General features: G+C 47.1%; 23 protein-coding genes. 14 read left to right on the forward strand and 9 right to left on the reverse strand.

What is annotated here, in order from left to right; translation table 11 throughout:
* Nucleotides 1–77 precede the first annotated feature (77 nt).
* Nucleotides 78–2,738 carry a bifunctional lysylphosphatidylglycerol flippase/synthetase MprF gene (gene mprF / locus CA598_RS17380; RefSeq protein WP_094877286.1) on the forward strand — a complete coding sequence of 887 codons (2,661 nt, stop codon included), beginning with the start codon at nt 78–80 and terminating at the stop codon, nt 2,736–2,738.
* Nucleotides 2,739–2,796: 58 nt separating this feature from the next.
* On the opposite strand, the gene CA598_RS17385 is transcribed toward mprF, so the two are convergent.
* Together CA598_RS17385 and CA598_RS17390 are read right to left on the reverse strand one after the other, a co-directional pair.
* Nucleotides 2,797–4,269 (reverse strand): alpha-amylase, encoded by a 1,473-nt coding sequence (locus CA598_RS17385; RefSeq protein ID WP_094877287.1) that lies wholly within the window; start codon nt 4,267–4,269, stop codon nt 2,797–2,799.
* Nucleotides 4,270–4,407: 138 nt separating this feature from the next.
* Complete coding sequence (locus tag CA598_RS17390) at nt 4,408–6,000, reverse strand: histidine kinase N-terminal 7TM domain-containing diguanylate cyclase (protein WP_094877288.1); 1,593 nt, start codon at nt 5,998–6,000, stop codon at nt 4,408–4,410.
* Between the two features lie 283 nt (nt 6,001–6,283).
* Between CA598_RS17390 and CA598_RS17395 the strand changes: the two genes are divergently transcribed.
* The 6 genes from CA598_RS17395 to CA598_RS17420 all read left to right on the forward strand — a co-directional run bounded on the left by CA598_RS17395 (nt 6,284) and on the right by CA598_RS17420 (nt 13,047).
* Nucleotides 6,284–7,066, forward strand: a complete 783-nt coding sequence (locus CA598_RS17395) for an ABC transporter ATP-binding protein (protein ID WP_094877289.1) — start codon at nt 6,284–6,286, stop codon at nt 7,064–7,066.
* A gap of 2 nt (nt 7,067–7,068) precedes the next feature.
* Nucleotides 7,069–7,881, forward strand: coding sequence for an ABC transporter permease (locus tag CA598_RS17400; protein ID WP_094868330.1), 813 nt, complete (start codon nt 7,069–7,071; stop codon nt 7,879–7,881).
* Nucleotides 7,881–8,738 (forward strand): ABC transporter permease, encoded by an 858-nt coding sequence (locus CA598_RS17405; protein ID WP_094877290.1) that lies wholly within the window; start codon nt 7,881–7,883, stop codon nt 8,736–8,738. The genes CA598_RS17400 and CA598_RS17405 overlap by 1 nt, the downstream gene beginning before the upstream one ends.
* Nucleotides 8,739–8,978: 240 nt before the next feature.
* On the forward strand, nt 8,979–10,079 hold the full coding sequence (locus CA598_RS17410) for an ABC transporter substrate-binding protein (protein ID WP_094868328.1): 1,101 nt from the start codon (nt 8,979–8,981) through the stop codon (nt 10,077–10,079).
* A gap of 104 nt (nt 10,080–10,183) precedes the next feature.
* Nucleotides 10,184–11,647 (forward strand): CoA-acylating methylmalonate-semialdehyde dehydrogenase, encoded by a 1,464-nt coding sequence (locus CA598_RS17415; protein ID WP_094877291.1) that lies wholly within the window; start codon nt 10,184–10,186, stop codon nt 11,645–11,647.
* Between the two features lie 32 nt (nt 11,648–11,679).
* Complete coding sequence (locus tag CA598_RS17420) at nt 11,680–13,047, forward strand: aspartate aminotransferase family protein (RefSeq protein WP_094877292.1); 1,368 nt, start codon at nt 11,680–11,682, stop codon at nt 13,045–13,047.
* Here CA598_RS17420 and CA598_RS17425 read toward each other — a convergent pair.
* Entirely contained in the window at nt 13,013–14,740 is a 1,728-nt protein-coding gene (locus tag CA598_RS17425; RefSeq protein ID WP_256990528.1) for a PucR family transcriptional regulator, read from the reverse strand. The genes CA598_RS17420 and CA598_RS17425 overlap by 35 nt on opposite strands.
* Nucleotides 14,741–15,018: 278 nt before the next feature.
* On the opposite strand from CA598_RS17425, the gene CA598_RS17430 reads away from it, so the two are divergent.
* Genes CA598_RS17430 through CA598_RS17445 form a run of 4 tightly spaced genes read left to right on the forward strand, consistent with a single transcriptional unit; the run spans nt 15,019 to nt 19,426 of the window.
* Nucleotides 15,019–16,410: an NAD(P)-dependent oxidoreductase gene (locus CA598_RS17430; RefSeq protein ID WP_094877294.1), complete on the forward strand. Its 1,392-nt coding sequence runs from the start codon at nt 15,019–15,021 to the stop codon at nt 16,408–16,410.
* 45 nt (nt 16,411–16,455) lie between these two features.
* Entirely contained in the window at nt 16,456–17,745 is a 1,290-nt protein-coding gene (gene preA, locus CA598_RS17435; RefSeq protein ID WP_094877295.1) for an NAD-dependent dihydropyrimidine dehydrogenase subunit PreA, read from the forward strand.
* A gap of 2 nt (nt 17,746–17,747) precedes the next feature.
* Nucleotides 17,748–19,175: a dihydropyrimidinase gene (gene hydA, locus CA598_RS17440; RefSeq protein WP_094877296.1), complete on the forward strand. Its 1,428-nt coding sequence runs from the start codon at nt 17,748–17,750 to the stop codon at nt 19,173–19,175.
* Complete coding sequence (locus CA598_RS17445; protein ID WP_094877297.1) at nt 19,175–19,426, forward strand: hypothetical protein; 252 nt, start codon at nt 19,175–19,177, stop codon at nt 19,424–19,426. Before hydA ends, CA598_RS17445 begins: the two co-directional genes overlap by 1 nt.
* Before the next feature lie 334 nt (nt 19,427–19,760).
* On the opposite strand, the gene CA598_RS32985 is transcribed toward CA598_RS17445, so the two are convergent.
* Nucleotides 19,761–20,033: a GNAT family N-acetyltransferase gene (locus tag CA598_RS32985; protein ID WP_306440472.1), complete on the reverse strand. Its 273-nt coding sequence runs from the start codon at nt 20,031–20,033 to the stop codon at nt 19,761–19,763.
* Nucleotides 19,970–20,272 carry a hypothetical protein gene (locus CA598_RS32990; RefSeq protein WP_256990529.1) on the reverse strand — a complete coding sequence of 101 codons (303 nt, stop codon included), beginning with the start codon at nt 20,270–20,272 and terminating at the stop codon, nt 19,970–19,972. Before CA598_RS32990 ends, CA598_RS32985 begins: the two co-directional genes overlap by 64 nt.
* Before the next feature lie 149 nt (nt 20,273–20,421).
* Here CA598_RS32990 and CA598_RS17455 point away from each other — a divergent pair, with 149 nt between their 5' ends.
* Nucleotides 20,422–21,039, forward strand: coding sequence for a TVP38/TMEM64 family protein (locus CA598_RS17455; protein WP_094868319.1), 618 nt, complete (start codon nt 20,422–20,424; stop codon nt 21,037–21,039).
* Between the two features lie 44 nt (nt 21,040–21,083).
* Complete coding sequence (locus tag CA598_RS17460) at nt 21,084–21,998, forward strand: aldo/keto reductase (protein WP_094877298.1); 915 nt, start codon at nt 21,084–21,086, stop codon at nt 21,996–21,998.
* Between the two features lie 8 nt (nt 21,999–22,006).
* Here the strand turns inward: CA598_RS17460 and CA598_RS17465 are convergent, their stop codons facing one another.
* The 4 genes from CA598_RS17465 to CA598_RS17480 all read right to left on the reverse strand — a co-directional run bounded on the left by CA598_RS17465 (nt 22,007) and on the right by CA598_RS17480 (nt 25,358).
* Nucleotides 22,007–23,518, reverse strand: coding sequence for an aminotransferase class V-fold PLP-dependent enzyme (locus CA598_RS17465; RefSeq protein WP_094877299.1), 1,512 nt, complete (start codon nt 23,516–23,518; stop codon nt 22,007–22,009).
* Nucleotides 23,519–23,643: 125 nt separating this feature from the next.
* Entirely contained in the window at nt 23,644–24,120 is a 477-nt protein-coding gene (locus tag CA598_RS17470) for a DsrE/DsrF/DrsH-like family protein (protein ID WP_094868316.1), read from the reverse strand.
* Nucleotides 24,121–24,362: 242 nt separating this feature from the next.
* On the reverse strand, nt 24,363–24,680 hold the full coding sequence (locus tag CA598_RS17475) for a hypothetical protein (RefSeq protein WP_094877300.1): 318 nt from the start codon (nt 24,678–24,680) through the stop codon (nt 24,363–24,365).
* Between the two features lie 54 nt (nt 24,681–24,734).
* Nucleotides 24,735–25,358 carry an acetate uptake transporter gene (locus CA598_RS17480; protein WP_042192624.1) on the reverse strand — a complete coding sequence of 208 codons (624 nt, stop codon included), beginning with the start codon at nt 25,356–25,358 and terminating at the stop codon, nt 24,735–24,737.
* 335 nt (nt 25,359–25,693) lie between these two features.
* On the opposite strand from CA598_RS17480, the gene CA598_RS17485 reads away from it, so the two are divergent.
* Nucleotides 25,694–26,611, forward strand: coding sequence for a prenyltransferase (locus CA598_RS17485; protein ID WP_256990530.1), 918 nt, complete (start codon nt 25,694–25,696; stop codon nt 26,609–26,611).
* Nucleotides 26,612–26,660 lie beyond the last annotated feature (49 nt).

A 26,660-nucleotide genomic window follows, 5' to 3' on the forward strand; every position in this document is an offset into this window, starting at 1 on the left:
TCCAAGTATTGCTATAATGAATTAGTTGTAAAAATTGTCTAGCACAACATGTGTCAGCGGTAAAGGCAGGTGGGCTCATGCATTCTAAGCAACAGACATTAGAAAGATTCAAAATTGTAAGGCTAATCCTATCTATCTATCGGATCAGGGCGGTCAGAGCTCTTTTTCCAGTCGCTATTATTGCGTTCGTATACTGGGAGGGGCAACATGAGCTGAAGCAGGTTCATTTAGGGCTTATTATGCGTGAACTTAGGCGCGTGCCCACGTCCGCTATTTTTCAAATGGTCGGCTTTGCCCTTCTCGCAGTAGCTGTAATGAGTGCCTATGACTATTTGATTCGGGCACATTTCCGTTTAAAAGTAGGGCTATGGAGTACGTTTCGGTATGCATGGATTGCTAATACATTTAATAATTTGATTGGCTTTGCGGGTCTGGCTGGAGTGGGTTTAAGGACGCTGCTGTATAAAAAAAGTGGAGTGCCAACCTCTGTGCTAACCCCGGCCATCGTATTTCTATCCCCACTTATGATTACTGGGTTATCCTTGCTTTCATGGGCTAATATCTTTGGCATACTCCCGGCAACGGCTTTGCTGGAAGAACATCGCTGGCTCGTATTCGCAGTATGGGGGATGGCGCTTTATTTGCCGATATTTGTGTTTGTACAGCGCTCAGCACTTTATGCAAAGTGGATTAACCGTGGAGAAGGCAGAACACCATGGTTTACAGTCGTGGCTTCTGTGGGTGCTTCCTTTTTGGAATGGAGCTTTGCAGGCGTGACTTTCTGGACCATCAGCAGCCATCTTTTGGACGAGGTCCATTTCATAGCTATCTTTGGTGTGTTTACGATTGCCGCCATTGCAGGCATATTGAGTATGGCCCCCGGCGGTATCGGTGCATTTGATCTTATCGCCTTGCTTGGACTTACACAGCTTGGATACCAGAGCGATAAGGCGATGGCGGTACTTGTTATCTTTAGATTGTTTTATTATGTCATTCCTTGGTTGATTGGATTGGTGCTGGCTGCACTGGAAATTGGTTTGCAAGGAAAAAAGGGTCTAGATCGTTCAGCTCCAGGGTTCGAACCCTCTCTTAATCTATGGCAAAAGATTTGGGGGTGGCCGGGTCAGTATTCCTTTCTGAGCGATCTAGGGGTGTGGGCTCTCGGTAAGTTAGTATTAGCAAGCGGTCTGATTCTCTTGTTATCTACTGCAACGCCGGGGTTGTTGTATAGGTTGAAGATTACGGAGGAGATATTGTCCTTTCCAGTGATGCAATTGTCGCATCATCTGTCTGTACTTATTGGTTTCATGCTAATTATATTGTCACGGGGGATTACGTTGCGAGTACATAGTGCATATGTATGGACTAGCATACTTCTGTTCACTGGATCGGTGTTTGCTGTGGCTAAGGGGTTTGATTATGAAGAGGCACTTTTTCTGCTTCTGGTAGCTCTCATCCTGTGGGTATCCAGATCTCGGTTTTATCGAATCAGTGCCCAAGTCAGTAAACAGAGCACGATCTGGTGGTTTGCCCTAACGTCTGTCATCGCGCTTACTTATTATTTGATGGGCAGTTATGTACATCGTGGATTTCTGAAGCATCTGCCTCCCGGAGTGCAGCCTGAATGGCTTCAGCGGCATAGTCATGTCGCCTTTACGGCAATCGGAGGGCTAGCCTTCTCCTGGATCATTCTCACTATGCTGGTAACCCTTCGGCCGCATCATAAGGCGGAGGAGCTTTTCGGTGCTTTTGATATAGCCAAGCTGAAGCGCTTTTTAGAGGGCGTTCAAGGCAATGCCTTGACTCATATGCTGTTTTTAGGGGATAAAAGCTTCTTCTGGGCGCAGAATGACAAGGTGCTTCTCGCGTTTTCCAGAGTCAGAGACAAGCTCGTTGTCCTAGGTGATCCGCTAGGTGAGAAAAGCTTAATGAACGAAGCTATCAATGAATTCAGACAAGCTGCGGATAAATTTGGGCTGGTTGTCGTTTTCTATCAAGCTACGCCTGCCTTCTTATCCATCTATCATGAGCAGGGCTATCGCTTCTTCAAGCTGGGTGAAGAGGCATTGGTAACGCTCAATACCTTTACGCTAAGTGGCAAAAAGAATAGTGATTTGCGCAGTGTAAGCAATCGTTTTGAACGGGAAGGTTATGCTTTTGAAATTGCAACTGCACCACATGCTGAAAATTTACTGCGAGAGCTGCGGTCGGTTTCGGATGAATGGTTGAGCAGGCGAGTCGAAAAAGGATATTCGCTGGGATGGTTCAAGGAAGATTATCTACAGCTAGCGCCCATTGCGATCCTGCGGAACAGCGAAGGGTTGGTACTGGCTTTTGCTTCGATTGCACCGGGGTATGACCGGGGAGAGACCCTGTCTATTGATTTAATGCGCCATCGAAAGGGCGCACCGAATGGTACGATGGATTATTTATTCATTCGTTTGCTGGAATGGGCGAAGTCGGAGGGGTATCACCGCTTTAATCTTGGCAATGCTCCACTATCCAGTGTGGGTCAGAATGCCGGAGCACTACGAGAGGAAAAACTGGCTCATCTCGTGTTTAAAAGAGGTGGACACTGGTACGGCTTTGCCGGACTGCGTCGCTATAAAGAAAAGTTCAGCCCGGAGTGGGAGCCGCGTTACTTGGCCTATCCAGCTTCCGTAACGTTGCCCATCCTTACACTGGATCTGGTAAGGCTAGTATCCCGTCATCCAGAAAATACTCCAAACAACAACTAAAATAGGGTGCTCATCGCTGAAAAAATGGCGATGAGCACCCTATTTATATACAACATAATTACCTTTTGTCAGTCCCTGCATCGGGTAGCGCCCAAACAGATACGCTGCCGCCGTTGACCGGGAAGGTCGCCCAGCCATCTTTTTCAATCGTTATAGTCGCCTTGTGATTATGGGTGAAATCCACCCATGCTTCACCAGCGCGTTTTTCCCCTACGAACATTCTTTTTTGGCCGTTCTCACCGTTACTAATCACAACCGCACAACCGGAGCGCTCGATGTCTTTCACACCGAGCCGCGTCCAGCCAATCGTGTTGGGATGATCGAAATAATCCTTCTGTTCACCATAAGCCTTGTGATAGCGGGTGTATAATAGCGGATCAATGGCATCTTTTTTACCTGGTACAGGTGTAGGACCTTCAATTCCATAATAATCGCCATAAAACACAACCGGATATCCATCGCGTCGCAGTAGGATAAGTGCATAAGCACTTTGCTTAAACCAATCATCTACCCAAGATTCCAGAGCTTCATGGGGTTGAGAATCATGATTATCAACGAACGTTACAGCATTGGTAGGATGGGTCTGCACCAGTGTGTCGTCGAGGATTTTAGTTAAATCAAAGTTTCTACCCCCCAAGGAAGCTGAATGCAGCTTGTAGTGAAGGGAGACATCGAAGAGGTCGATCTTATAATCCACGGTATTTAGAAATTGTCGGCAGGATTCTAAATCCGAATTCCAAAACTCACCCACGATATAGAAATCCTTCTCACATTTATTAAACATTTCTACCGCGAATTCTTTTACAAACTCATGGTTAATATGCTTGATGGCATCTAAGCGAAAGCCGCTGCAGTGGAGCGTGTCCACCAGCCATTTTCCCCATTGGATCATTTCCTTTTTGACCTCTGGATGACTGTAATCAATATTTGCAAACATTAGATAATCGTAGTTGCCGAACTCGTCGTCCACATTCTGGTTCCATGTTTTGTTCTCGCCTACGATACGAAATACTCCTGTTCGCCCCGATTTAGCATCAAAGTCAGTGCCGTTGAAATGATTGTGATTCCACTTAAAGGAAGAGTGTTCATTCCCGCGGCCGGGGAAAGTGAACTTAGTCCAGCCCTCAATCTCGAAAGGCTTGGAGATTTCTTTCATCCGGTCATTAGGGTCGACCTCGATAACCTGAAAGATTTCCTTTTCATCCGCGCCTGCCTTATGATTCATGACCAAATCAACGTACACCGCTATACCATTTTTTTGACATTCCGAAATGGCGTCGATCAGTGCTTGCTTGGTGCCATATTTGGTGCGTACCGTACCTTTTTGGTCATATTCGCCCAGATCGTATAGATCATACACGCCATAGCCTGTATCGTCAGCGGAGACGGCCTTTGTCGCAGGAGGTACCCAAACAGAATCAATGCCTACGGCCTTTAGCGCGGGAGCTGTTTCTTTTAAGCGATCCCAGTGTTTGCCGTCCGCAGCAACATGCCATTCAAAAAATTGCATCATTGTATGGTTCCTCATTATTTCTTGCGCCTCCCATATCCATAAAGCGAATTTTTCCTACACTCTGATTAAATTTTCAGATAACTCCTATTAAACCTAAAAACAGACTATGAAAAATTAGGACGGTTGAGGAATGCGCTATTAGGGACAAGAATGCATTTATATAGGTTTGAAAAGGGTGATTTCTGACCTCTGGGAGAGGTGAACAGCGTTTCGTCCGTTTCTTTTCGAACTGTACAGGGCATGATCAGCCTCTGAGAGCAGCTCTTCTAGAGTGGCTTCAAGACTTAGGGCTTCTACTACTCCGAAGCTGGCGGTCACGTTAATGGGCCCGATAAGCGTGTACAAGATGCTTTGTTCAATATCGGCACGGATAGTTTCACAGAGCCTTGCAGCTTGCTTCAACGACGTATCTGGTAGACAGATCACGAATTCCTCGCCGCCATAACGACCGAAGAGATCTCCTTCTCGTAGATGTCTGCTGCACACCTGAACAATATGCTGGAGAGCTTGATCTCCATATTGATGCCCGTAGCGGTCATTAATGCTCTTGAAGAAGTCTACATCCAGTAAAATCATGGAGAATGAACTGCGCAGGCTGGCGGACTGTGTAAGCAGCGCTCGACTGAGCTCCAAAAAATAGGTGCGGTTATATATCCCCGTTAAGCTGTCCATCGTAGCCAATTGACGCAGTTTGTCCCGAAGCAGTATTTGTTCAGTCACGTCGATCAGCATAATCATCTGGCCCGCGATGTTTCCCCCTTGTTTTTGTACCGGAGAGGAGCGGATTTGATAATAACAGATTTCACCAGCTTTGTTCCAAGCCACTTCCCGTTCTTCGCGCAACAGCGGCTCGGCATCCATTACATAGGACAAGGCGTCTTTGCCTGCGTTAAGAAACAGCTGCGCTAAGGGTCTGCCAATCGATGAGGAGTTCAGCCCCTCTATCATATCCGCAGCTGCACGATTGTAATCGACTAGCATGTCCGAACGGTCGGTGACAAGCACGCCTTCTCGCATGCTTTCGAACAGATTCTCACGAGCAATAGGTGCGGCAGTTAACATTCCCCGGGATAAAATAGCCCAAATATATAGGCATGAAGTCAAGCTCATAATGATGGGGACCGGGTCCATACCGTAAGGCGTTAAGCCCATTAGATATAAAAATGAGCCAAGGGTGGGAAGGCTTAGTCCGATGATGATCGTAATGATTTGCCTGCGGTATACTCGCTTCATTCGGTTCCACTGCCAGATCATAAGGCAAATGGCTGCCAGCAGACAGCCAAAAGTAAAGCTGCCGTGAACAATATACCAAGGTCCCATCACTACATCAACAAGTGGGGACGGGGTATTGTCTCGTAAATAAATGGATTTATAGAAGAGATGATGATAATCGTTAGTCCATACCAACAGTGTTGAAATGAACGGAATGATAAATAATGCCACCCGCATGCCTTTTTTAAACAAACCCTCCAGCCCAACGAAATGTATCACCATAATTAGGCTTGCCGGTGCAATAAAGGGCATCCCCAGATACTCTAGCTTAATCCAGAGACTGATTTCCTCCAGTGTTTTTCCTGATAGCTCTAAAGCAAAACCGAAGGTGTAAATAGCAGATGCAAAGGAACTTATAACAAAAGCTCTGATGCCTAAGAAATCGGTTTTTTTATAATAGGCGAAAAGGGCTAGTAGTACGCTCAGCACACCTGATATAGCAACAATAACAATATAATTCGAAATTACAGATCCCATGGGTCTATTGTCACCTACTAAGGAGAGATATTGGATAAATATTACCACATATTTACGGATATAAAAAAATAAGTTCTGATTCGCAACTCGAAAAATGTCTCATAGACAAAATGACGCAAATTCACAGGAGCTATTTTACTAATTGTCTAATGAGAGTGTAGCGAGCAGGGTGTAACATGTTAGTTAATACTACACGACAGAAGAATTAACTCAATTTACTCAATTATGAGTTAGATTAACTAACATTAAATGCAGAGCTTATTTTGATAAGGGGGGGCTGAGGATGTCATTACTCGCGACCAATATTCCGGAAATTCAGCTGGAAAATGTTGAAATGCGCTATCGTACAGAAGCTGCAGAAGTGCTTGCGCTGCATCAGGTGAGTCTTGATATTGCCAAGGGGGAGTTCGTCTCACTGCTCGGACCTTCAGGATGTGGCAAAACAACGCTTTTGAGACTGATGGCAGATCTCATCGTGCCAACGGGCGGGAATATTGTAGTCGCTGGAAAAAGTGCCAGAGAAGCAAGGCTGGCCCAGAAATATGGCATTGTTTTTCAAAGTCCAGTGCTGTATGACTGGCGGAAGGTGAAGCATAACATTACCTTGCCACTGGAACTGATGGGCGTCAAGAAGTCGATCCGAGAGGAAAAGGCGATGGAGCTGCTTGATCTAGTGGGGCTGCAGAGCTTTGCAGATAAATATCCATGGCAGCTAAGTGGAGGGATGCAGCAACGTGTGGCGATTGCCAGGGCGTTGTCGATGGAGCCGGAAATTCTGCTGATGGATGAGCCGTTCTCTGCGCTGGATGAATTTACGCGTGAGCGTCTAAATGAAGAGCTGCTGTCCGTCTGGAGTAAGGTGCAGAACACCATTGTCTTTGTAACGCATAGTATTCCTGAATCTATATTCCTTTCTGACCGGGTGTTTGTTCTTTCCCCGCATCCAGGTCGCTTGTCCGCTGTGGTTGATATTCCTCTGCCACGTCCACGAACGGCGGAAATGAGAAACAGCCCAGCGTTTTTCGAACTGATCGCAAATATTCGCGACAGCTTCGAAGGGGTGTGAGGATGAGAGGGGGCAGTATCTTCATACGAGGTCGCCTGCTGCCGTTGTTTGTCTGGATTGTGGGTCTGCTGCTGCTCTGGGAAGGAACCTCCTGGATGCTGCTCCATGTGGTGGAGACGCCGCTAGCACAGTCCAAACTGCCTTATGTGCATGAGGTGTTAGCCACCTTGTGGCAGTATGGAGGCACACTCTTGAAGGAAGGAGCCGCGACCTTCGGCAATGCGGGTGTTGGTTTCCTGATTGGGGCTGTGGCTGGTGCCTCATTAGCAGTGCTGATGAGCTTATCGAAGACAATAGAGCAGTTAACCTTTCCTTATGCGATTGCCTCACAAATGATTCCGATTCTAGGGCTGGCGCCAATCATCTATGGGATTGTGCGCGATGAACAGACCTCACGGATTATTATTTCGGGCTATATCACCTTTTTCCCGGTGGCATTGAACATGCTACGCGGTTTGCGAAGTGTAGATCCTTCAGCGCTTGAATTAATGCATTCTTACGCAGCGAAGCCGTGGGCAGTCTATTGGAAACTGAGATTTCCAGCAGCTCTGCCTGGTTTGTTCGGGGGACTTAAAATAGCTGCTCCGCTTGCTGTCACTGGTGCTATTCTGGTAGAGCTGATGGGTGCACAGCACGGGATTGGTGTAATCATGCTGCGCAATCTCTACTATGGCAGCTCTCATACCTATATGTTCTGGTCTACGGTGATTGTTGGCGCTTTGTTGGGAATTGCAAGCTATTGGTTGATTAGTCTAATCGAACGTCTGGTAGCACCGTGGCAGCCTGAATATCGTCCGAAAGGAGGCGGTGGCTAATGGAGACCAACTCTGTTCGGGAGATCCCGTTTATTGGCCCTGTAAGTAATGAAACGGCTGAACCAGCGCGTTGGGGCGGTTCACGAATGCTGAAGAGAATCTTTAACACAAGGGTGTTACTGCCTATGTTAGCGGGTGTGTTGTTCCTTGTCCTATGGGAATTTCAATTTTTTCATAAGATCTTTGATTTGAAAAAATATCAGCTGCCGCTGCCTACAGCCATTGCTGCGACCATGAGAGATAATTTCAGCTTGTTGTTGTCCTATACCGGATACACCCTTACTGAGGCTGTGTTAGGAATGTTGGTTGGTTCTGCGATTGGATTTCTGATTGCATTAGCCGCTACTGCGTGGCCGCGTTGGGGGAGCGGAAGCTTAACGCTGGTTGCTGCTCTAAATGCTGTGCCCATCGTCGCCCTCGCGCCCATTATGAATCTGTGGTTCGGGGATGGAATAGGCTCGCGAATTGCCATAGTAACGGCGACTACGATGGCGGCAATGGCGATCAATGCCTATAAAGGCATGGCGGCGATCGATCCATTGGCTTTGGATCTGATGCATTCCTACGCGGCGGGTAAGCCGGCAGTATTTCGTTATTTGCGGATTCAGAGCAGTCTGCCTTATATATTTACGGCGCTGAAGATTAACGCCACTGCCAGCATGATCGGGGCCATCGTTGGGGAATTCTTTTTCTCCTCCAAAGGGCTTGGGTATCTGCTCTCCAATTCCATAAAGGTCGCCAAAATGCCGCTAGGCTGGTCCTGCATTGTTCTGGCTGCCATTGCAGGTGTACTTTTCTACCTGGTGGTTGAGCGACTGGAGAAAGTATTCATCAAGTGGCATCCTTCGCAGCGTTAACCTTACCTTTATTACATCCAGTGATGTGGGAATGGAATAGAGAAACCGCCCACGGCTGTCTGCATAGCGCGCACCGCGATGATTGTTCATACTGTGCTGTCTTAAAATATAAGGATCTATAAGTTTCACACTATACATCATTCCTTATATTTCTCGCTTAAGCGCTTATTGTCCTTATAAGGACGCGGAAGGCGCTTATGCTTGGTACAAACCTAAATTATGGTAGGGGGAGTTTCATTGATGAACGGTAAAAAACACAAATTTCGTGGTGGTTTGTTGGCGATCGTGATGATGTTGAGTGTTTCTTTAATGGCGGGTTGCGGGGGCAATAATAATAACCCGGCAGCTGAAGCTACGACTGCTCCTGAAACTTCAGCAGCTCCTGAGGCAAGTGCTGCGGCTGAACCAGCGGCTGATCCGGTAACCGTGAAGCTGCAGCTGAAATGGGTGCCGCAGGCGCAATTCGCCGGGTATTTTGTGGCGCAGGATAAAGGTTATTACAAGGAAGAGGGACTAAATGTAGAGATTTTGCCGGGTGGGCCGGATATTGTTCCAGAACAGCAAGTGGCAGGTGGTTCTGCGGATATTGGTGTTGGTTGGGTAGCCAGTCTACTGCCGAGTCTGGAAGAGGGTATGCCGCTGGTGCAAATCGCGCAAATTTATCAAAAGAGCGGATTGGTCCTAGTCTCCAAAAAATCGGCAGGCATCAATTCCGCAGCCGATCTAAAAGGTAAAAAGGTTGGGAACTGGATGGGTGGCAATGAATTTGAGCTATTAGCCCTGTTTGATAAATATAAATTCGATCCGAACAAGGATCTAAGCTTTACGAAGCAAGGTTTTACGATGGATCAGTTCTTAGGGGATCAGATTGATGCGGCTTCGGCGATGACATATAACGAATATCAGGTTGTACTTGAGTCGGGCATCAAGGCAGAGGATCTGAATGTGATCGATATGAATACAGAAGGTGTAGCGATGCTGGAGGATAACCTGTTTGCCAATAAGGAATGGCTTGCGGAGAACAAGGAGACTGCGGCCAAGTTTGTTCGCGCTTCTTTGAAGGGCTGGAAAGACGCCATTGCCGATCCTGCGGCTGCGGTGGACAGTGTAATGAAGCAAGCGGAAGATGGCAGTACGACTAAAGAGCATCAACTAACGATGATGACCGAGGTTGCCAAGCTGATTCTGCCTGAGGGCTTTGATAGTGCCAAAATGGGATTCACCGATGCAGCAGCGTTCCAGCAAACGGCTGATATTTCGCAAAAGTTCGGTGTTATTAAAGAACCGGCTAAGGTAGATGCAGCTTACACGAACGAAATCGTAGAAATGGCGGCAAAGTAAGAAGTCGAACTTATAGTTATAATAGATGGCCGCCCGTTCTGGCGGTCATCTATTATAATCAGCAGTCTATCTGTGCATCTGAAATAGAGAAAGAGGTGCGAGTTATGTCTCTCCTAGTGACACAAGTCGGAAAGGTTAAGAATTATGTGAATGGCGCTTGGGTAGCGTCGTCATCTGGGCAGGAAGAAGAGGTATATAATCCGGCGACCGGTGAAGTAATTGCCTACGTGCCCCTATCAAGCAAAGAAGAATTGGGTAGGGCGGTCGATGCGGCTGCTGTAGCATTTCAATTGTGGAAAAGAGTCGCCGTGCCCCGTCGCGCACGTTATTTCTTTCAATATCAACAGCTGCTGGTAGAGCATTGGCATGAGCTGGCTGAGCTGATTACGCTGGAGAATGGGAAGAGTCTGGAAGAGGCGCAGGGGGAGGTGCAGCGCGGTATTGAGTGTGTGGAATTTGCCGCAGGCATCCCCACATTAATGATGGGCAGCCAGCTTCCTGATATCGCTACCGGAATTGAATCCGGGATGTACCGTTATCCGTTGGGGGTTATTGGGGGGATTGCCCCGTTTAATTTTCCGATGATGGTCCCTTGCTGGATGTTTCCACTCGCCATTGCTTGTGGGAATTCCTTTGTGCTGAAGCCTTCTGAGCGTACGCCACTGCTCGTTAATCGGTTGGCTGAGCTATTTGCCGAAGCGGGTTTTCCGCCAGGTGTGCTGAATGTTGTTCATGGAGCACATGAGGTGGTCAACGGGCTGCTGGAACATGAGGAAGTGAAGGCGATTTCGTTCGTGGGCTCGCAGCCGGTCGCGGAATATGTATACAAGACAGGGACGGCGCAGGGCAAGCGGGTGCAGGCTTTAGCAGGAGCTAAGAATCATTCCATTGTTCTGCCTGACGCGGAGCTGGACAATGCGGTGAAAAATATTATTGCGGCGGCCTTTGGCTCTGCGGGTGAGCGGTGTATGGCTTGCTCGGTTGTGGTAGTCCATGAGGCTATCGCTGACGAGCTAGTTGATCGCCTGATAGCTGGTGCGGATGAGGTTAAGATTGGTAATGGTGCCGCTGACGGGGTATTTCTGGGTCCGGTCATCCGTCAGTCGAATAAGGAGCGTACGCTCGATTACATTGAGACTGGAAAGGCTGAACAAGCCGAGCTTGTGAGAGACGGACGGAAAGATCCGGCTGCGGGCGGTGTGGGTTATTTTATCGGGCCGACGATCTTTGATTATGTACAGCCGGGAATGACCATCTGGAAGGATGAAATTTTTGCGCCAGTATTGTCTGTGATTCGTGTGAAAAGTCTGAGTGAAGCGATAGCGGTAACGAATCAGTCCCCATTCGCGAATGGGGCGTGCATTTATACAGATAGCGCAAAGGCGATCCGTGAATTCCGGGAAGAAATTGATGCAGGGATGCTGGGTGTGAATCTGGGCGTGCCTGCACCCATGGCCTTTTTTCCCTTCTCGGGTTATAAGAAATCATTCTATGGAGATCTGCATGCCAATGGGCGAGATGGGGTGGAATTCTATACACGTAAAAAGATGATCACTGCCCGCTATTAGAGAAACTGAGCTACTAGAGAGGAGAAAAACTTATGCAGCGTCTTGGGAATGATAGCGAGCTTGCGTTGAAGAAGGATCAGCAATATTTATGGCACAACATTACGCCTTACAGTGAAAAAAATCCGCCTATGATTGCCGCCTCGGCAAGTGGATCGTGGATTACGGATATACAGGGTAATCGCTTTTTGGATGGAATGTCTGGGTTATGGTGTGTAAACGTGGGATACGGCCGCAAGGAGCTGGCGGAAGCAGCCTACAACCAATTGCTGACGTTGCCTTATTTTCCGCTGACGCAAAGTCACCTCCCGGCGATTGCGCTGGCGGAGAAGCTGAATGAGTGGCTTGGAGACGAATACGTGATTTTCTTTTCCAACAGTGGGTCAGAGGCCAACGAAGCTGCGTTTAAAATAGCCCGCCAGTACCAGCAGCAAATCGGCCAGCATTATCGCCATAAATTTATTGCCCGTTACCGTGGATATCACGGCAGCACGCTTGGTGCGTTATCTGCGACGGGTCAGGCTCAGCGCAAATATAAGTATGAACCGCTGACGGGTGGGTTTCTGCATGTAGCTCCCCCGGACAGCTATCGCCGCCCGGCAGGGATTTCTGTGGAAGAATTCAACCTCCAATGTGCACAGTCAATAGAGGATATGATCCTTTGGGAAGGCGTAGAGACGGTAGCTGCGGTGATTATGGAACCTGTGATTACGGGCGGTGGCGTCATCGTGCCGCATCAAGTCTATCTGAATCGGGTGCAGGAAATCTGCCGCAAACACGGCGTGCTGCTTATTATAGATGAGGTGATTTGTGGATTTGGACGCTCTGGACGTAAGTTTGGTCATCACAACTATCATGTGAAGCCGGACATCGTGACAATGGCTAAAGGATTGACCAGTGCTTATCTTCCCCTGTCCGCCACAGCTGTTCGTAAGGATATCTATGAGGTATTTAAGGACAATAGTGATGATTACGGTCATTTCCGTCATGTGAACACGTTTGGTGGTAATCCGGCTTCGTGTGCACTAGCGTTACGCAATCTGGAAATTATCGAGCAGGAGAAGCTAGTGGAACGTGCAGAGCTTTTGGGCAAAAGACTGAACACTGCATTCACTGAGTTACTGGATCACAAGCTTGTAGGTGATGTCCGCAGCTTTGGCTTGGTGACAGGGATTGAGCTGGTTGAAGACAAGGCCAGTAAGAAACCGGTTGATCTGAGTATTGTGAAAGGCATTATTGCTGAATGCAAATCCAAAGGACTTATTATCGGCAAGAATGGCGATACGGTAGCTGGGTTCAACAATGTGCTTACCTTCGCTCCGCCCTTATCCTCCACAGATGAAGATATAGAGTTTATTATTGATACGTTTAAATCTGTACTGAGCGGGGGCTGGGCAAAGTGATTTTGTCCGGGTATAGGAATTGGTAGGCACGCAGGGCAACCTGAATGGAGATCCGGTTCTCCGGCTGCATGAAGTCTTCGCCCAGCAGTTCTGTTATTTTGTCCAGACGATAATACAGTGACTGTCTAACGATGAACAAATTTCGCGCGGCAATCTGTTTGGAACCATCATGGTCAAGGTAGACTCGCAGTGTGAGAAGCAGCTCGGAGCCCTTAGTTTGATCGTGGTCGATTAATGGACCAAGATAGCTGCGAATGAAGTTCTGCAACGTTTTCCCGTCATTTAAGCTAAGTAGTAATTGAAAAACGCCAAGCTCATCGTAAAACAGCAGTGACTTCTGATAACAGGAGTATAACGATAAGGCTTGCAGGGCTTCTTGGTAACCGGAATAGGCCCGTTTTAGGCGCTTATGCGATTTGCTTACTCCGATAACCAGCTGCAAATCTTTGAGCTTCTCGTCGGAGCGGATATGCTGAAGGGCCTCGAGTGCTTGCTGAAGCCGCATTTTTCCAGGCATTTTTGATTGAATGTCGAGTGCGATGACGGTGAGGCGATTGTTCTTGAGTGTGATCAGCGGACGTAGGGAATGTTTCTCGAAGATGGAACGCAGGGTGAGCGAAAGATGGAAGGTGATAGATTCCCATTCGTTCTCCGAGCTGTTCCATTTTACATCTCTGGGGTTCTTGATCTCTATAAGGCATACACGGTAAGGGAGTTCGTTGACCACGTTGAAATTGGAACCAATCAGACCTTTTAAGCGGTTGTCATCCTCCATGCGACCATTGATCAGCTCATCGACCCAAAGATTCTCTGAAAAAAGCTTGCGTTCCTCCATATAACGGGTTCGTAGCAGCTCCTGAGCAATGGACAGCGAGGCAGAATCCAGCAGCAGACAGTCGAATTCTTGTGGCTTATGATTGCAGACCATCAAGATATAAGCCCAGGTCTGATCCAATGCGCCTACAGGTTTTATTGCAATAGTCTTTTGTCCATATTCTCGGATATATGGCGCAGCGTCAGGCTGAACACCTTCCATTTCGTCGCCGAAAGCGGTGAAGAAATTCAGCAGGGGTGTTTGCTCCTCCGGCGAAAGTGCGGGGAAGAACAATGGCTTACCCTGCAGCTGCATATAGATAATTTGTGTGCGGGTGCTTTTACACAATAATTGTAGTACCTTCAAGGTTCCTTGTGAGGTTAAAGTTAGGCGGTGAAATTCACGCGAGATGCTTTCGAGTTCTTGCAGCATCCGGTGATGCCGATTGATGATGATGGAATGAAGGTCTAGGGTGATATCCACGAAGCGAACCGTGCGGGTGAAGATGATCAGCGGGAAGTCATTTGCGTTAGCTAAGTCGATCATCTCTTGTGGGATGGTGCTGAAATACGTACCTAACTCAATACACAAACAAGCTGCATTTTTATCGATTAGGTTCTGCATGAATTCCAAGGAGGCGGGCAGATCGACGCTTGCGCCAATCCCCGTAGTCAGAATCATTTCTTCCCCGTGAATCAGTGTATCGAAAATGGCACTTTCCAGTACATGTACCCAACGAATGGCACGGCTCAAGCCGCTTTTGCCGCCGATGACTTCGGCCTCTGCGAATAGTGGTCTTGTTAAAGCATCGCGAATGGTTAATACAAGCTCCCAATCCATAGTTATTCCCCCTCGATCGTCTGTACTCAACCCAGCCATTAACGTCCTGTTATTCTCAGCCTATTCTCACATGTAAAAAATACAGTTTTGAAATTAGACAAAGTGTCTAATGCAACGAAAATTCGAAATGACTATAGTTTGATTAAAGAATGTCAGTATATATAACCTGATCAGGCAGGATGTTGAGAGATGATTTCTATTAATGCTTATATTACTACAATAATCCGAAGATGTAAGCAAAATATTCATAAGAAAATGGAAAATATGTTATGTTATATAACATAAAGATGAGAATTATCCATAAGGAGGAACTAGTGATGGAGCATTCTTCTCCGTTAACAGCATTTACACCAGAGATGTTCATGCGTAACTTTGCCGAGGCTGAGCCGCCTCTGACCTATAAGGGTGCTATGGATGAGGCTAATCGCTGTCTATATTGCTACGATGCCCCTTGCATACAAGCTTGTCCGACCAGCATTAATATCCCCTCCTTTATCAAACGGATTGCGACTGACAATTTGAAGGGCTCGGCACAGACGATTATGGATTCCAATCCTGTGGGTGCCAGCTGTGCCCGCGTTTGTCCTACAGATGAACTATGCGAAGGAGCTTGTGTGTTAAATGATGCCTCGGCGCCGATCCAAATCGGATTGTTACAGCGTTATGCAACAGATTGGGCGATGAACAGCGGAGTTCAATTATTTAAAGCAGGCATTCCTAATGGGAAAAAGGTAGCTGTAATCGGCGGCGGTCCTGCGGGGTTGTCTGCGGCTAGGGAGCTTGCCCGTGAGGGCTTTGCTGTTGTAATTTACGAAGCCAAGGAACTGGCTGGTGGACTGGATACACATGGGATTGTGTCGTTTCGGCTTCCACAGTCAATCTCTCTTTGGGAAGTAGAGCAGGTAGAGAAGCTGGGTGTGGAAATACGTACAGGTGTAAAAGTCGGAGCAGATGTCTCTGTAGAAGAGTTGAAATCGGGCTATGATGCCATCGTCTTGGCAGCAGGCATGGGTTATGTACCTCCGTTAGGAATTGAAGGTGAAAAATTGGCTGGCGTCTATGATGCCATTGCCCTCGTGGAATCCACAAAGACCGCCATTCCTCTGCTAGAGCTGATGGGCCAGCGGGTCGCAGTTATTGGTGCGGGCAATACAGCTATTGATGCGGCTACATGCTCAGTGCGTCTGGGAGCCACAAATGTAAAAATGATCTATAGGCGGACCCGCGAAGAGATGACGGCTTACGATTTTGAATATGAATTTGCGAAGCAAGAGGGTGTGGAGTTTAACTGGCTTACTTTGCCGAAGCGTATCGTGGGTGATGAGCTTGGGAATGTAACCGCACTGGAATGTGTGCAGATGAAGCTGACAGAGGAGCCGGGCAAGGATGGACGCCCAGTGCCTATGCCGATAGAGGGTTCGGAGTTCTTGATTCCGGTAGATGCGGTTGTAATAGCTATTGGTCAAAAGCGTCGCCTAGATCTGATCGATTCTTTAGGTCTTGCGCATGATCGCGGGGTTGTGAGGGTGGATGAGGCCACCTGTAGAACCTCTGATCCGCAAATTTATGCTGCTGGCGATATCATATTTGGTTCAGGCAAAGGGGAGGCCATGGTAGTATCAGCAGCCCAGCAGGGAAAAGACGCAGCCTATGCAATTGTAAAACAGTTCTCAGGCCTGCAGGAGCCTGCCGTTAGATCTGTGGGCTGAGCTTAGGAATTAAATTGGATTTTATAAGACAGGGAGGGAACATCAATGGCAGATTTAAGTATTGATCTCGCAGGAATCAAATCACCGAATCCATTCTGGCTGGCTTCCGCGCCGCCTACGAATACAGGCTATCAAGTGCAGCGGGCCTTTGAAGCAGGATGGGGCGGGGCGGTGTGGAAGACGCTCGGTGATCCGATTATTAATACTTCATCGCGGTTTGCGGCAGTGAACTTCAATGGGCAGCGGGTTGCGGGCTTTAACAATATCGAATTGATCACCGACCGTCCGCTTGAGGTCAATCTGAAGGAAATCTACGAAACGAAGAAAAGATTCCCGAATCATGCGATTATCGCCTCCCTGATGGTAGAACCTTCACAGTATAAATGGCATGAGATTGTTAAGCGGGTAGAAGATGTGGGCGTAGATGGCCTAGAGCTTAACTTTGGCTGTCCGCATGGTATGGCTGAGCGGGGAATGGGCGCTGCTTCGGGGCAGCAACCAGATCTGGTGCAGGCGCAGACCACTTGGGTAAAAGAAGTGGCGACCACCCCGGTGATAGTAAAACTGACACCCAACATTACCGATATCACCGTCGTTGCCCGTCATGCCGTTAAGGGTGGAGCGGATGCGATTAGTATGATCAACACTATCAACAGTCTTGCAGGCGTAGATATTCATAGCTGGAATACGATTCCGAATGTTGGGGGTCAGGGCGCTCATGGCGGTTATTGCGGCCCGGCTGTGAAGCCTATTGCGCTTAGCATGGTGGCTGAGTGTGCTCGTGACCGGGGAGTAGGTATTCCAATCTCCGGCATTGGAGGAATTTCTACCTGGCAGGATGTTGTGGAGTTCATGCTTATGGGCGCTACGGGCATTCAAGTATGTACCGCGGTCATGCATCATGGCTTCCGGATTGTGGAGGAAATGATCGATGGGCTGAATAACTATTTGGATGACAAAGGGCTGGCTTCCGTAACTGAACTAATCGGCAAATCGGTATCCCGATACTCCAATTGGGGCGATCTGGATCTCAACTATAAGGTCGTTGCCCGCATTCATGAGGAGAACTGTATCAACTGCAATAAATGCCATATTGCTTGCGAAGATGCTTCACATCAATGTATTGATATGTTAACTAATGCAGATGGGAAAGCTATACTACAGGTTCGTGAGGAGGACTGTGTAGGTTGTAATCTTTGTTCTATTGTCTGTCCAGCAGACGGCGCGATCGATATGGTTCCAGTAGACACTGGGGTTGCCCCTCTGACTTGGAATGAGCGTCAGAAGGTGATCGGTAGCTTAAATGGCTCTTATTCAGAAGTGGAGGTGGGATAAGGATGAAGAAGATTATTAAAAATGGCATCATCGTTACCGCAGCAGATACGTATACAGGCGATGTGGCGATTGAAAACGGGGTTATTACAGCGATTGGCCTTCATCTAGAGGTCCCGGGTGCGGAGATTATAGATGCCTCTGGGTGTTATGTTTTTCCTGGAGGCATCGATCCTCATACGCATCTGGATATGCCTTTTGGCGGCACAGTTACAGCCGATGATTTCGAGACGGGAACCATTGCGGCTGCATATGGCGGAACGACCACAGTCATTGATTTTTGCTTAACCACCAAAGGACAACCGCTACAGCAAGCCGTAGATACATGGCATCATAAGTCGCAGGATAAAGCGGTGATTGATTACAGCTTCCACCTGATGGTCTCAGAATTAAACGATAAAGTACTGGGCGAGCTTCCGGAAATTATTGAGAATGAAGGCATTACCTCACTTAAGGTATTTATGGCCTATAAGAACACTTTTCAGGCGGATGACGGTACACTTTTTAAGACACTGCAAGCTGCGAAAAAAGAAGGCGCGCTCGTAATGGTGCATGCGGAGAATGGGGATGTCATTGAATATTTGGTGGAGCAGGCTTTGGCTGCAGGCAACACCGATCCGATCTTTCATGCGCTGACTCGTCCGCCAGAGCTGGAGGGTGAAGCTACGGGGCGTGCGGCTTATTTGACCGAGCTGACGGATTCACAGCTGTATGTTGTACATGTGACCTGTGCAGAAGCTGCTTGGAAGATTGCTGAAGCACGTAAAAAAGGACTGCGTGTTTACGGCGAGACTTGTCCGCAGTATTTAGTTCTGGATCAGACGGCGCTAGAGAAGCCAAATTTCGAAGGTGCCAAATACGTATGGTCTCCGCCGCTGCGTGAGCAGTGGAATCAGGATGTGTTATGGGATGCGCTGTGGAGCGGCAGCTTGCAGACGATTGGCTCGGATCAGTGCTCCTTTGATTTCAAAGGGCAAAAGGATCTGGGACTTGGCGACTTCTCCAAAATCCCGAACGGTGGACCGACCATCGAGGATCGGTTTACGATTCTTTATTCGGAAGGTGTGCAGAAGGGGCGGATCTCGTTAAATAAATTCGTGGATATTATTTCGACCTCCAGTGCCAAACTGTTTGGATTGTACCCGCAAAAAGGCACAGTAGCAGTAGGCAGCGACGCTGACTTGGTTATTTTTGATCCAGCTGTAGAACGAACACTCTCTGCGGACACGCATCATATGAACGTCGATTATAATGCGTTTGAAGGCTTTGAAGTAAAGGGGGAGCCCGTTTCTGTCCTCAGTAGAGGTGAGTTTGTGATTCGCGACAAGCAATTTGTTGGCAAGGCGGGCTCGGGAAAATATTTAAAACGCAAGCGTTTTGCAGCGGAGGCTCCCCTTCCGTCCAAGGCAGAAATTAGCGGAGGTGTAGTCTAGTGTCTGCTTATGCGGAATATGCCAAAGAACAGCAAGAGATCGACGGGCTGCTCTTTAAAGGATATACCATTGCCAGTATCCAAGAGGACTTGGACGGTGCCCGAATAAAGTTTGTTAGAGGAGAACCTGCCAAAAGCACAATAGAGTTATTGTTGCTGACAGCGGATGCCCGTAAGTACGTGACCACTCTTGTGGTTGCAGGGCAGATGGAGGCAGGTGAGCAGACCGGTTGTTACAGTGGAGAGGTTTGAGGTGTATGAGTTGAAAACCGAGTAGTAAGCTTCTGGATTAGGGAGCTTGGTGCTCGGCTTTTTGTTGTGTCCTTGTAAAGCGGGTGCTGAAAATGTGACGTTATTTTGCGTAATTGCTCTGGGAGGACGATTATAGGGAAAATCTCCGTATATTTAGCCGATTACGGTTATGAAATAGATATTAAAGGGAATACCTCCCTATAAATCACTATGATATCCCTGATATTGAACGATTCCGGTAAATAAAAGGGAGCTATTCCCTTTATATTGGTTTTTATCTCTTGTAAGACCTAGATATAGGGAGACTTTCCCTATATCTAGTCCTTTATCTAATTTACAGCTTCTGTTCATGCTCCATATACTCATGCCTTAATATGGACATGATATGCAGAGATTCAAAGTGTTCCCCTACTTTTATACAGTCACGTAGAGTGCCTTCCAGTGTAAAGCCGCAGCTATCATACACATGGCGAGCCCTATGATTGTGGTCCCTAACATCCAACCATAGGCGATGCGTTTCAGTATGGCGAAAGATCCAATCACTCAGGAGGCGAAGCGACAGCTTGCCATACCCAAGCCCCTTGGAATGAATGACGATTCTTTTAATGCAAACGGTAAGATGAGTGTCATGATTCCTGTTACGATGATATAGCCGTCTCTTTTCCCTAAGCTATCCCAAATTGTAAGATGCAGGGTATCTGGATCTTGGATGGCACTAGTGTGTTCTTCTTTATTCCATTGACCGATATAGACGCGGTTTATTTCGCTTTGTTCAATGGCTAGAACGAACGCTAAATCCTGCACAGTGGTACGTTGTAAAACCAAGGCTTCTGAATGGATGATCATAACCATACGCCCCTGTCTCATATGTACTTTTTATCTATGGTAACTGACGATTTACTCGCTGTCATTCATGTAGTAGGAATGCTCGCAACTTCGTGTATAATTGAGACCAGGTGTTAAGAATTCCAATCGGATGAGGAGATCAGCTGGTTATGTACTTTCTTGATATTATGTCTTGGCTGACAGAGGATAATCTGCGGCATCTGCTTGAACAATATCGTTCGTTTGGGCCCTTTCCGGGCATTGCATTGACGTTTATGAAATCATTTATACCACCACTACCAACGATTGCGATCGTAGGGTTAAATGGAGCAGTATATGGGTTATGGTTAGGTTTTTTGTATTCTTGGATCGGCCTGGTTGCGGGCTGTGTGACTACATTTTGGATTATTCGCAAAGTGGCGTCCCATCGTTATCTGCGAAAATGGGCTGAGCGCCCCAAAGTAGCCAAAAGCATGACATGGGTGCGGCAAAGTGGATTCAGCTATGTTTTTCTGCTTAGTATATTTCCGGTAGGGCCCTTCGTTGTAATTAATATGGCTGCTGGTCTGGCTGGTATGAGGTTTCGGTCGTATCTCCTAGCGCTCACTGTAGGGAAAGCGATCATGGTATTTGCGGTTTCATATATTGGAAATGATCTGGAACGGTTCATTCGCCAGCCGTGGGAGATCCTCTATGTGTTGGCATTTATTGGACTGTCACTATGGGGTGTTAAAGCCATCGAGGCGCGATTCGCTAGAACCGTACAGGATGGAAATAAGAGCGCTTAGTATTGCGAATCAACTATTTAAATAGAACGAAGGAGGAAATGATGATGAAATATCGTAAGCTTGGCAGTACAGGAATGAATGTATCAGTGATCGGCTTGGGTACTTGGCAGTTCGGTGGAGAGTGGGGCAAGGATTTCACTCAGGTTGAAGTTGATGCCATGCTGGATAAGGCAGGAGAGCTGGGTATTAATTTGATTGATACGGCTGAATGTTATGGAGACCACTTATCAGAGAAGTTCATCGGGGGCTATCTGGCTCGCCGGAAACGAGAAGACTGGATTGTGGCTACGAAATTCGGACATCATTTTCAGGGACATTTGCAGAGGGAACAGTTATGGCGTGCTGAGGATGTACTTAAGCAGCTAGATGATTCATTGCGTGCACTCCAGACAGAATACATTGACCTTTATCAATTCCACTCGGGCACAGATGAACAATTCGATAATGACAAGCTGTGGAGTATGCTCGACAGACAGAAGCAGGCAGGAAAAATCCGTCATTTAGGTGTCTCGATAAGTGCATCAGGCTCGGGTGTACATCAGACCTCTGCAGCAGCGGATGTTCAAGCAGAGGCCATACAAGTAGTATATAATCGGCTGGATCGTCAACCTGAGGAAGAGATTCTTCCGCTCTGCATCGAGCATAAATTGGGTGTGTTGGCGCGTGTTCCGTTGGCGAGTGGTTATTTAAGCGGCAAGTATAAGCCGGATGCGGTGTTTGGTCAGGGTGATGTGCGAGCTAATCATAAAGAAGATGTAAGACAAAAACAGCTACGCGCTGTAGCTGAGATTGCAGCGAACGAAGTGCCTTCTGGTCTCGATATGGCGCAGTGGGCCCTGGCGTGGTGCCTTCAGCATTCCGCGGTAACCAGTGTAATTCCAGGTTGTAAAAATGTAGAGCAAGTCATCTCCAACGCCAGTGCTGCTGATCTGGATATGGTGAAGGTTTCCACACAATAAGCTGGAGCCTACACAGAAAAAAGCTCCTTAACCTTCGCCTCGGCTGGATTCTCCTCGTAGATATGGGTCCAACTGTTCGTGGAAGCGTCATAAAAATAGTCCTGTTTCCATTGCTGGAAATGGATTGCGATATTTCGTACAGCGGATACAATTCTCTCTACCTCCTGATTCGTCATAATAGGGTGTAGAGAGATGCGGATCCAACCTGGTCTAAGCGACTGGTCTCCTACAGTAATTGCCTCAGCGATCTGAGAAGATTGCGCCCATCCTAATCCGAGCAGGTAATGCCCATATGGACCCGCACAAGAGCAACCCCCCCGGGCTTGTATACCAAAGCGGTCATTCAATAGTTGAACTGCAAGATTATAATGAATATCACGTAGTGTAAAAGAGACAATGCCATGTCGTTCTGTATGATCTCCAGCTAGCAGCGAGCATTCGGGTATGCTACGGAGCCCGTTCATTAATTGCTGGCATAGCTCATGCTCTCTAATCACCATATATTGACCGTTTCCATTCATCTGGTCCTTTAGCTTCACGCAAAGTGCTGTCCGAAAAGCTTGCAGAAACCCCGGCGTTCCCCCGTCTTCCCGCATCTCTATTTCATTGGTGTAGCGGCGTCCTCCCCAAGGATTGACCCAAGCCACTGTACCTCCACCCGGTTCGTCAGGAATACGACCATTACTTAGAGCCTTATCAAAAATTAGAACGCCATTCGTGCCCGGTCCACCCAGAAATTTATGCGGAGAAAAAAAGATTGCATCCAGCTTCTCCAGTGGTGAGACAGGATGCATATCGATAGGCTCATAAGGAGCACTGGCGGCAAAATCTACAAAACAAAGGCCTCCGTGACGGTGCATAATCGCGGCAAGCTTCTGGTAGGGAGTCTGAATTCCGGTTACATTGGAGCAAGCCGTAAATGAACCGATTTTCCAGCGGCGATGCTGATACAATTTCAACTGGGCTTCAAGCTGCTGAAGATCTATATTTCCATTTTCTCCGGGAGGAACAGTCACGACGTCACCAATCCCCTCCTGCCAGGGAAGGATATTGGAATGATGCTCCATATGGCTGGTGAAGATCACAGGACGCTCCTCCATCGAATGGGAGCTATAGTCCTGAAGCCATTCAGGGAGCCTTAAGCCCATGATACGCTGGAGCTTGTTTACGGCTCCCGTTGTTCCATTTCCGCAGTAGAGCAGGATGTCCTGGGGGCCAGCATTTACATGCTTTTTAATAATTTGTCGTGCTTCATCATAAGCCAGTGTCATGGTTAATCCGGTCATGTTGGAGTCTGTATGTGGATTACTAACATATGGACCGAAGGCTTCCTGAAGCTTCCGCTCAATCGGTTCATATAAGCGTCCGCTTGCAGTCCAATCGGCATACAGCAGTGGCTGTCTACCATAGGGAGTGGTGATCTGATGCCGAATACCAATGGTGTGCTCACGAAAAGTCTCGAAATGGTTTTGTAGTGAAGCGGGCGTCTCTGCAGAAGAGGCGTGGATGATGTTTAGCACGGATTTCCCTCCAGCCCGTACACCGTCTATTCTAAGGTTATAAGTGTGTTATCGGCGTACCAGTAGTTTCTATGCCACCAGTATATGCTTGCTTTGGGAATTGGGTTAAAGCCTAGTTGATTCATTTAAATAAATAATTGAACATCGCTTTCTAGTGCATCTTTTAAATACGACGCAGCATCTATAATCTCGACCTCTGGCAGTAGCTCCTCTGTTTTAAAGCCCATAATCTCGACGGAGAGCTTGCAGGCATAGAACTTGATGTTTTTCTTACGAGCCCCTTTTAGAAAATGGATCAGCTTCGGGGCACCTTGCTCCTCCATCATTTCTTCTAACATCATCCGGCCCAGCCCGCTGAAATTCAAATGGGAGAGTGGCAGCTGGTTAGGACCTTTTGGCGTAATGACATCCATCAGCTTCTCATAAATACTCTTATCCTCTAGCGTCATCTTCTCCGGATCACGGACTAGAAACAAACCCCAGAAAGAGAAAAACATCGTAACCTCTACATCAATATCTCTCGCAGCATTCGCTAGAATCAGTCCTGCCATGGCTTTGTCGTATTCTCCGCTGAACATCAGAAGATTTATTTTTTTACTCACCTGCATAGGCCTCCCGTTACATATTTTGAATTATAAGAAAGTATAAGTTTCACGAAATACGTTATCCTTATAATTCTCGCATAAACGCTTACCGTCCTTAAGAGGACGCCGAAGGCGTTTTAGCTTAGAATGTCATTAGTATGGTTATGGAGGGGAGAAGTATGCGAAGGGACCTTCCGAATTCACAAAAAAAAGCCCCCTTACGGGAGCTTCATCACCTTTATTTTGTTACCTAGCTTCTATTAATGTGCTTCAGAATCTTTGGATTCTGGATCTAAGGTGCTGCGGATGTCATGGTAACGGGCGGAAAGCCAAATGCTTCCGGTAAATAATACGATGAGTCCAAGAACGATAGAAAATCGCCAGTCACCTGCTTTGAAGTTCAGCTGAAGTACGGTTAGTACAAGCGAAACCTGGGTCCAAACCAGTGTTCTTTTGCGAAAAGCCGGGATATCACCAGTCATCTTTGGGATGTTCCGAATGATCAAATAGGCAATAACTGCGAGAATAAGCGCAAATATAGCGGTTACGGCTAATTCAGAAGAGGATAGGACATGCATAGTCTCAGGCATCCTTTCAGCTTGCAAAAGTTAGGATTCAAAAAAGGTGAATTATTATTTCTTGAAAATACCTAGCGGAGCTCCGATCGGTAAGAAAGTGCGTCCGAAATGAGCGTTTAGCACAGAAGCGCCACATCCGTATAAGGATACGATACCAATTCCAAGTTCGGCGCAAGCAGCAAGCTTATGGAAGAATTCTGGAGCGATACCAAAGGAATCGAAGGTTAGTCCAATAAAAAGGAAATCTATCAATACAAAAATGATAAGCAAAACTCTATTAGCCTCAACCGCACCAATGGTCATAAAGATTGTAAAGATCAAATAACCCAGAAATACAAATCCGAGCTGCTTAGGATCTACAGCCTCTGCAAGCGTTGGGCCGAATACGCCGAGCTTGATCAGCCAGCTGCTAGCCATGCCGAACCAAAAGAAAGCGTAGGCGCCAAAGGCGGTCATACCAAAGGTGTTGTTGTGCTTAGCATCTTGAATTGCGGCAAATAGTTGAGCGAATGCTCCCAGGAAGATAGCCCAAGGAATGACGTAGCTAAGTCCTGTTGTAAACTCAAGCTTCTGCGAAGAAGCAACCAATGTGACAATAGCCAGTCCGAATAGCCCGATGGCGCTAGGGTCTGCGGTGACGATTTTGACAGATTGGGTGTTAGGGGATTGCGCTGACATGACAGTAAAAGCCTCCATTATTATATATAGTTTTACGCTCTTAAAAACAGCACTCAGGGAGCGCTGTTCATAGGCTTGCCTATCATATCATATCGGTATGGGCTTGCCTATAAAACAACACTCATTTTTTGTTGAGAAAGGGTGGTCTTATGTCCAATAAGAGGGTATTTACACGTTTATCATCTATTAATATATCCTTTAGCCGAACAAACGGAGTTATTATGTCAAGATTAGACATTATATGCAGTGATAATCTTCACAATCTATCGAAAATTGATGTATAATAGTCAGTGATAATTATTATCAAATCAAATGAAAAAGGCGGTAAGCTTGAAGTGAACAAATGGACATTATTTACCAAGGCGACCCGGTTTTGGAGTTTCTCTGTTATGCTCATCCCGATTGTTTTGGGTACGGTTGGGGCATATGTATGGGAAGGGGCATTCCATCCGGTTTTATTTATTCTTACCTTAATAGGGGCAATTTCGGCGCATTTATTCTCCAATATGGTGAATGATCTGTGGGATTTCCGCAACGGAACCGATACAGAAGCAAAGAATTCCGCTGGTGAAATCAGCACAAACTCCGGGCTACTGACAGGTGGAATCCTCTCGGAGTCTTTTTATGCAAGGATGACCTGGAGTATGCTGGGGATTGCTCTTATCTGCGGTGGAATCCTTAGTATATATAGCGGTTGGAATATCCTCTGGTTTGTACTTGTAGGTGCTTTAATCGCTTATTTCTATGTGGCTCCGCCACTGCGTTATGGATATCGAGGCAAAGGGTACAGTGAGCTGGCCATCTTTATTGCTTTTGGTATTATGCCGGTATTGGGCTCTTATTTCGTACAAACGGGTCAATTCAGCATGAAGCCTGTTATTCTTTCGTTGCCAGTTGGATTTTTAACTACCTTATTGTTGTTTAATCACCATTTCCTACATTGGAAAGCGGATGAGCAGGCTGGAAAGCTTACGCTTGTGGTAGTGTGGGGGGAGCGGAAGGCACTTGTATTTTCGCGTGTACTTCTCTTCACTGGTTACGCCTCTGTGGTGGTCTGTGTGCTGATGGGCGTACTTCCAGTTTATGCGCTTTTGGCGCTAGTTACAGCTTTCTGGCCGATTCGTATTTATCGTGAACTGAAGCCACATAATGCTTCGCCAGCCTATATCCCACTCATGGGAGCTTCACAAAAGGCCTCCGTGCGTTGCGGTGTAGTGATGGCAGCAGCATTACTAATTCAAGGATTATTCTGAAAATATAAGAATATATAGATTTCACGTTATACATTATCCTTATATTTCT

Source organism: Paenibacillus sp. VTT E-133291 (genome assembly GCF_002264395.1).
Lineage (GTDB): Bacteria > Bacillota > Bacilli > Paenibacillales > Paenibacillaceae > Paenibacillus_AQ > Paenibacillus_AQ nitricinens.